We start from the raw sequence: 7,683 nt of genomic DNA, 5'->3' as shown, positions 1-7,683 counted from the left end.
GCCACAGCAGCAGGTGCATTAGCTCTTATAGAAGCAGGTGTTGATGCTGTAAAAGTTGGAATCGGACCGGGCTCAATATGCACGACTCGCATAGTAACAGGAGTGGGAGTGCCGCAGTTTACTGCTAATCTTAATCAGTAAGATCATAAACAAAACCCAGAAATGGCCTAGTCAAAAGCCGATAACATGATGCAGCAACACAATATTGATATTAGACAAAGAAGTAGAGTGCTCAAAATACACCGAGAAGTGTATAAGAGAGTATCTTGAACAAGTAAAAGATCATAATTGCCCTAGTAAGAGGCTGCTCTTTATGTTGATGAGCTTCCTAAGGCATAATCATCGAGATTTTTCGCCCTGAAAAGCTCTGGCTGGAATGAAGCTTAGAAAAGGCTGAGTAGAAAGCCAAAACGTGCCTCAATAGCACAAACAATATTTGCATTGGGGAAAAGAATAGATTACTCAAGTATAATAAGTTTGGACTGGTGCACAAAATCAGTAGATAAACGCAATACCTCCTCCTTATTTTCCTCAATCCCCCCCACTTATTTACGAGGCATACGAAAAAGCTTTTACTGCGCTTATAATAAGATGAACACCATGCCCGTCTACACCCAAAACACAACAGCAATTCCAAGGAAGATCACAGTAAGAAAAATAAGAATTGGCTGGCAGCGACCCTCTCTCCCATGCCTTAAGACAAAGTACCACAGGCGCTAGGAGGCTTAACTTCCGGGTTCGGAATGTTACCGGGTGTTTCACTCCTGCCATTACCACCAGCCAAATATTTCATGACAAGTATTATAGAAAAACCAATAAAGTTCAATAGTGCAGCCTTAACACCGCACGCACACGCAATGAATAAACCAATCGGGCTATTAGTACCGGTTAGCTACGTGCGTTACCGCACTTACACACCCGGCCTATCAACGTGATAGTCTCTCACGGCCCTAATGGGGAAATCTAATCTTGAGGGAGGTTTCTCGCTTAGATGCTTTCAGCAATTATCCCGTCCATACGTAGCTACCCAGCTATGCCGTTGGCACGACAACTGGTACACCAGAGGTATGTCCAACTCGGTCCTCTCGTACTAGAGTCAGATCCTCTCAAATTTCCAACGCCCACGGAAGATAGAAACCGAACTGTCTCACGACGTTCTAAACCCAACTCACGTATCACTTTAATCGGCGAACAGCCGAACCCTTGGGACCTGCTCCAGCCCCAGGATGTGATGAGTCGACATCGAGGTGCCAAACGGTGTCGTCGATATGAACTCTTGGACACCATAAGCCTGTTATCCCCGGCGTACCTTTTATCCGTTGAGCGATGACCCTTCCATTCGGAATCACCGGATCACTATGACCGACTTTCGTCTCTGCTCGGCCCGTCGGCCTCGCAGTCAGGCAGGCTTCTGCCATTGTACTATAAAAGCTGATTTCCGACCAGCTCTAGCCTACCATCGCACGCCTCCGTTACTCTTTAGGAGGCGACCGCCCCAGTCAAACTACCCACCATACAATGTCCTAGCTCCAGAAAAATGGAGCCTAGTTAGATGCCAAAAACACAAAGGGTGGTATCTCAAGGACGACTCCCCTGGAGCTGGCGCCCCAGTTTCAAAGTCTCCCACCTATCCTGCACATCGCATCCCTAACACCAATGTAAAGCTATAGTAAAGGTGCACGGGGTCTCTTCGTCTACCCGCGGGTACCCCGCATCAGCACGGGGAATTCAATTTCGCTGAGGTGATGCTGGAGACAGCGGGGAAATCGTTACGCCATTCGTGCGGGTCGGAACTTACCCGACAAGGAATTTCGCTACCTTAGGACCGTCAGTTTTACGGCCGCCGTTTACTGGGGCTTCAACTCGGAGCTCTCACCCCTCATATTAACCTTCCAGCACCGGGCAGGCGTCAGGCCCTATACATCCACTTACGTGTTAGCAGAGCCCTGTGTTTTTAGTAAACAGTCGCTACCCCCTGATTTGTGCCACCTACAAATGGTTACCCACCCATAGGCCACCCTTCTCCCTAAGTTACAGGTGCAATTTGCCGAGTTCCTTCAGCATCATTCTCTCAATCGCCTTAGTATTCTCTACTTACCTACCAGTGTCGGTTTACGGTACGGACTTATTAACTTAAGCGCTATTTCCTGGGACCTTTTTAAGGCATGCGTCAATCCAATAAGACACATACCGGCACAAGATCCGTCACGCTTAAAAGGTTCAGGAATATTAACCTGATTCCCATCGACTACTCCTTTACGGCCTCGCCTTAGGGTCCGACTAACCCTGCGCAGATTGACTTAACACAGGAAACCTTAGGTTTTCGGCGAGAGTGGTTTTCACACTCTTTTACGCTACTCATGTCAGCATTCTCACTTTCGATACCTCCAGCAATCCTCACGGATCACCTTCACAGGCTTACGAAACGCTCCGCTACCGCACCTGGTAAACCAGGTACCCGCGTCTTCGGTGCATGGCTTTAGCCCCGTTACATCTTCGGCGCAAGAAAACTTATCTAGACAAGTGAGCTGTTACGCTTTCTTTAAAGGATGGCTGCTTCTAAGCCAACCTACTAGCTGTATTGGTCTTCTCACATCCTTCCACACTTAGCCATAACTTTGGGACCTTAGACGGCGATCTGGGCTCTTTCCCTCTCCACCACGGACTTAGCACCCGTAGTGTGTCTGCTGTAAAACTGCATACTGGTATTCGGAGTTTGATTGGATTTGGTAAGATGATGAGTCTCCCTAGTCCATTCAGTGCTCTACCCCCAGTAGCATATGATACAACGCTCTACCTAAATAGATTTCGCGGAGAACCAGCTATTTCCAAGTTTGATTGGCCTTTCACCCCTAGCCACAACTCATCCAATACTATTGCAACAGTAACAGGTTCGGTCCTCCAATGTACTTTACTACACCTTCAACCTGGCCATGGCTAGATCACTTGGTTTCGGGTCTAATCCGTTAAACTTAACGCCCTATTCAGACTCGCTTTCGCTACGCCTACACCTAACGGCTTAAGCTTGCTCAACAGATTAACTCGCTGACCCATTATGCAAAAGGTACGCTGTCACTCATAATCAAAGCCCTACGGCAAGCCGTAGCACTCATTTTATAAGCTCCAACTGTTTGTAAGCACTCGATTTCAGGTTCTATTTCACTCCCCTCACCGGGGTTCTTTTCACCTTTCCCTCACGGTACTTGTTCACTATCGGTCGCTAAGGAGTACTTAGGTTTAGAGGATGGTCCCCCTATATTCAAGCAGGGTTTCACGTGCCCCGCCCTACTCAAGGATCCATAATCTTCTTACCTGTACGGGACTATCACCCACTATGGTTGCTTTTTCCACAGCATTCCAGTTTCTAAATTACAGACCACTGACCTGTTCCGCGTTCGCTCGTCACTACTAACGGAGTCTCATTTGATTTCCTTTCCTCCAGCTACTTAGATATTTCAGTTCACTGGGTTAGTTTTGTACACCTATGTATTCAGCGTACAATGACCAATAAATTGGCCGGGTTTCCCCATTCGGACATCTGCGGATCAAAACCTGTTGACAACTCCCCGCAGCTTATCGCAGCCTACCACGTCCTTCATCACCTCTTAGCGCCAAGGCATCCATCAAGTGCTCTTATTTATTTATTCATTCGCAGCGATACGTGCAGTATTAAAACCACACTATTTACACTTTATCAGCTAATTGAATCGAGACCATCCCGGAAATTTTCAAGGGATAATCTCTACACAATTGATCTTTCTACAAACTTGTCAACCATCGAACGCCAGACCTGAAATCCAACGCCCCACAGAGTCATAATTGTTAATCAATAATCTCATGCATGTCAACACATTACTTTAAATTCTCTATAACTTTTTTTACATGCCCCAATTTATCACAAGATTTTTGCCTGAAAATGCCACAAACACTGAGAGCATGTTGTGGTTGCAAGATATACTATAACCTAGTATTAGGTACGAAGCTCGTAGGTGCGAACATACTTTCCTGATTGACCGTAACAAAATGACAAAGATTACAGAAGACAGAATTACCATTCCTGTACACAAAAAATTTGACCTCTATTATCGCGTGTATAATGCAGAACTATTACATAAAGACTCACCCCTAGTCTGTGTACACGGCATCTCGGGAAACTGCATGGATTTTGAATACTTAGGAAAAGCCGTTTCGAATTTTGCGGTTATCGCACCCGATATGCCTGGACGTGGTTACAGTGATTGGCTTGAAGACCCAGCAAGCTACAATTACAGTACCTATTGTACCAGCGTACTTCACCTTATGCGACATTTTGGTATTAGTACTTTCAATTTTTTGGGTACATCCATGGGGGGAATTATCGGTATGTTTCTTGCCGCCCGCTTTCCCAGCATGTTGAATAGGTTGATCCTAAACGACATAGGCCCTTGCATCAAAGAAAGACCCTTACGAGGTATTGTGCAATTTCTATTGCAGCCGACAACATTTGAGGATCTTTTAATCGCAAAGCAATACCTCAGAAGCTCTTTTGCTCATTTTGGGATAGAGAAAGAAGAGCATTGGGAACATCTCGAGCAGTACTGTATTGTAGAGCATGATGGAAATTACGTATTGCGTTTTGATCCGAAAATCGGGGTAGCCTTGCAAGACGAAGTAGAACGCATTGGATACGTAATGAATATTTGGGATGTGTGGGAAAAACTCAAGTGTGCTATTTTAGTGTTGAGAGGGGAATGCTCCAATATTCTAACCGCAGATATCCTACGCAAAATGCTCTCGAGTAAGGAAAATATAGACTATATCCCGTACAAAAATGTAGGTCATGCTCCCGCACTTTTTCAGCAAAACAGAATAGAAGACGTTTTGCTCTGGCTTAACAAAACCTCTTCTATCCATAATATGTAATATTAGAAAGCGTCAGGGTGGAATGCGCTTGAAAAGGGAAGCTTTGCAGAGTAGTATAGCAGGCACTAAAGACATCGGGCGTAAGGAGGTTTTGCACGTGAACTTGACTAACGAATCTGTACTGTCAGCCTATAAGCACATGCTATTTATGCGTCGACTAGAAGAGAAAGTTGGACAATTATACGGTATGGGCCTTATTCGAGGGTTTTGCCATCTGTATATTGGTCAAGAAGCTATCGCTGCTGGAATGTATAGTGTATTACAACCTTCGGATTCCGTAATAACAAGTTATAGGGAACATGGGTTTGCGCTATCATCTGGCGAAAGCCCAGGTAATATAATTGCAGAACTCCTGGGAAGAAGCGCGGGTTCCTCTAAAGGAAAGGGTGGTTCAATGCATATTTTTAACGTGCAAAAAAACTTCTACGGTGGCCATGGCATTGTGGGAGCCCAAGTTCCTATAGGTACAGGAATAGCATTCGCTAACAAGTATAAAGCAAACGGTGGAGTCGTGTTCACTTGCTTAGGTGACGGAGCTATAAACCAAGGACAAGTATACGAGGCCTTTAATATGGCAGCACTGTGGAAGTTGCCTGTCGTATACGTAGTGGAAAATAACGAATACGCTATGGGGACGTCAGTAGCTAGATCTTCCTATGTTTCTGATTTGTATAAACGCGGTGAAAGCTGTGGCGTACCAGGTCGCAGAGCGGATGGTATGGACTTGTTTGAAGTAATACGCGAGGTTTCACAAGCTGCTGCGCATTGCCGTGAGGGCAATGGACCTATTTTACTGGAGATGAAGACCTATCGTTACAGAGGACACTCTATGTCTGATCCTGCAAAGTATCGTACACGGGAAGAGGTGGAAGAGGTGCGAAATAATAGAGACCCTCTGTGCATTGTAAGGAGCCACATATTAGAGCACAGTATGGCTTCAGAAGAGGTTCTTTCAACGTGGGAAAAGGAAATACGTGACGAAATAAAGAAGGCTGTGGAATTTGCAGAAGGTTGCGCTGAGCCTAGCGTAGAGGAGCTATATACCGACGTGTACAAATAGCTATAATACAGTGCTTTACCTGTACGCAGAAGACATGTTCTTTACTAGCTCACAAGCAATCTTGATTCCCAGTTCAGTGTTGAGTTGTAGCTCCTTACCACAGTAACATTGTTGTTCACGTTTATCACTCTGCGGCATCTTTACCATCTTACCGCAGCAAAGATACAGATGTATCCTATGGATTTATTCGTATTAATAGGCAGTGTGGACAACAAAACAAAATGTACTTTACTGGGAAAGTTACAAAATCGTACATAAAGGAAGTGCTCTGTTGCGTAATTTTTCATACTAACTAGTTTCCATACGGATACATTAGTGTTAGACTGCGGTGTGCGAGTTTTGGATAAAGTGGTTTATGAGAAGTGCTTTACTGATTTTCGTTGTAGTGTTGCTCTACAGTTCGGCTGGGTTTTCTAAACAAGAGCCACGTTCTATAGCGGCTGATGATCACATTAAGACCTTGAACTATAATCCTCAATCTGTTCACAAGTACACCGGATTTTACGGGTATCAGTCGAGTATCTTATTTGAGGCAGGTGAGACGATTTCCACAGTGTCTATGGGTGATTCAACAGGTTGGCAGCTTGTACCACAGGGTAACAGGTTGTTTATCAAACCTGTCGCTGACAACGCAAATACAAATGTTACTATTCTGACTAATAGACGCGTGTACTATTTTGAGTTACATGCTGAAGAGGCTTCCGGGCTAGACGATCCTAGGCTGGCTTATGAAGTTCGCTTTGTATACCCTAGCTTGGAGGGAAATATCGGCGGCAGCGTCTCTGCTGTTGGTGGAGATGTATTATTGCCATCATACCAAACTGGTGTACCGGACTTAAGAAATCCTGACGTCGCAAAGAAGGGGCTGAATTTTAATTACACTGTATCTCATACTCCGGGCTCGGAGGATATTGTGCCGCTTAGGGTATTTGACGACGGTAAGTTTACGTATATGCAGTTTTCTGGTGTTAATGGTGATTTACCATCAGTCTTCAACGTGGATGCACAAGGGTATGAGTCCTTGATAAATTTTAGAATGGTCGGGGATTATGTGGTCATTGAGCGTACATCTAGAGCGTTTACTCTACGGTATGGCTCTAGTACAGCCTGCATATTCAATGAGAAGAGGGCATTCCCTATTGTGAAGAATGCTGAAAGGCGCCGGAAATAATTGGAGGTTTTATGGCTCGTGTGACTGAGATTGGTGATTCTGACTTCGCTGACAAGGTTGAGCGGAAGAGCGGCATCGTGGTTGTTGACTTTTGGGCTCCGTGGTGTGGCCCTTGCGTTGCTTTTGCTCCGCAACTTGACAAAATAGCAGAGCGCTACTCTGGCAAGATAGATGTTTATAAGCTCAATGTACAGGATCATCAGGAAACACCTATAAGATTTGGTGTCAGTGCCGTGCCAACATTGATTCTCTTCAAAAACGGTGTTGAATCGTCCCGCATAGTAGGTGTAAATCTGCAGCAGTTACTTAGTGCTATTGATGGTGCTGTAGGTATCCAGAGTTAGTCTGCAAGAGGAATTGGTTTTATTCTTGCTTGCGCTCGACGAAAGTCTGATTTTCGTGTTTAAGTGTCGCTATTGTACTACAATACACGGGGTTTAGGTACGGTTCTTTATGCATGCGGTGCATGTTTAAGGCAATAGAAGTGCGTTGATATAACACATTGGACATATGCTCCTCTATTTTAAGTCTGGGACCTGATAGCATGTAG

Annotated in this window: 6 protein-coding genes, 2 rRNA genes and 1 pseudogene; 5 read left to right on the top strand and 4 right to left on the bottom strand. The window is 45.0% G+C overall.

The window, feature by feature from the left end; all coding sequences use genetic code 11:
* Positions 1-126, top strand: a pseudogene (locus KPX09_RS03515) (IMP dehydrogenase); the annotation flags it as partial.
* Positions 127-666: 540 nt separating this feature from the next.
* On the opposite strand, the gene rrf reads toward KPX09_RS03515, so the two are convergent.
* A 5S ribosomal RNA gene (gene rrf / locus KPX09_RS03510) occupies positions 667-781 on the bottom strand.
* Between the two features lie 76 nt (positions 782-857).
* Positions 858-3,647 (bottom strand): 23S ribosomal RNA (locus KPX09_RS03505).
* Between the two features lie 376 nt (positions 3,648-4,023).
* Between KPX09_RS03505 and KPX09_RS03500 the strand changes: the two genes are divergently transcribed.
* Positions 4,024-4,902 carry an alpha/beta fold hydrolase gene (locus KPX09_RS03500; protein WP_249549016.1) on the top strand — a complete coding sequence of 293 codons (879 nt, stop codon included), beginning with the start codon at positions 4,024-4,026 and terminating at the stop codon, positions 4,900-4,902.
* 22 nt (positions 4,903-4,924) lie between these two features.
* A complete protein-coding gene (pdhA, locus tag KPX09_RS03495; RefSeq protein WP_275973633.1) occupies positions 4,925-5,962 on the top strand; it encodes a pyruvate dehydrogenase (acetyl-transferring) E1 component subunit alpha in 1,038 nt (345 codons plus the stop codon).
* 15 nt (positions 5,963-5,977) lie between these two features.
* Here pdhA and KPX09_RS05600 read toward each other — a convergent pair whose 3' ends face one another.
* Positions 5,978-6,109, bottom strand: coding sequence for a hypothetical protein (locus KPX09_RS05600; RefSeq protein WP_275973631.1), 132 nt, complete (start codon positions 6,107-6,109; stop codon positions 5,978-5,980).
* A gap of 208 nt (positions 6,110-6,317) precedes the next feature.
* Here KPX09_RS05600 and virB9 point away from each other — a divergent pair, with 208 nt between their 5' ends.
* Entirely contained in the window at positions 6,318-7,133 is an 816-nt protein-coding gene (virB9, locus tag KPX09_RS03490) for a P-type conjugative transfer protein VirB9 (protein WP_249549015.1), read from the top strand.
* Between the two features lie 11 nt (positions 7,134-7,144).
* A complete protein-coding gene (gene trxA, locus KPX09_RS03485; protein WP_249549014.1) occupies positions 7,145-7,477 on the top strand; it encodes a thioredoxin in 333 nt (110 codons plus the stop codon).
* A 19-nt stretch (positions 7,478-7,496) separates the two neighbouring features.
* On the opposite strand, the gene KPX09_RS03480 is transcribed toward trxA, so the two are convergent.
* Positions 7,497-7,683, bottom strand: a 187-nt coding sequence (locus KPX09_RS03480) for a hypothetical protein (protein WP_249549013.1), incomplete at its 5' end; no start/stop codon positions are given.

It is taken from the genome of Anaplasma phagocytophilum, from assembly GCF_023476575.1.
In the GTDB taxonomy this organism is placed as follows: Bacteria; Pseudomonadota; Alphaproteobacteria; order Rickettsiales; family Anaplasmataceae; genus Anaplasma; species Anaplasma phagocytophilum_A.
This window is presented reverse-complemented; position numbering and strand designations above follow the sequence as displayed.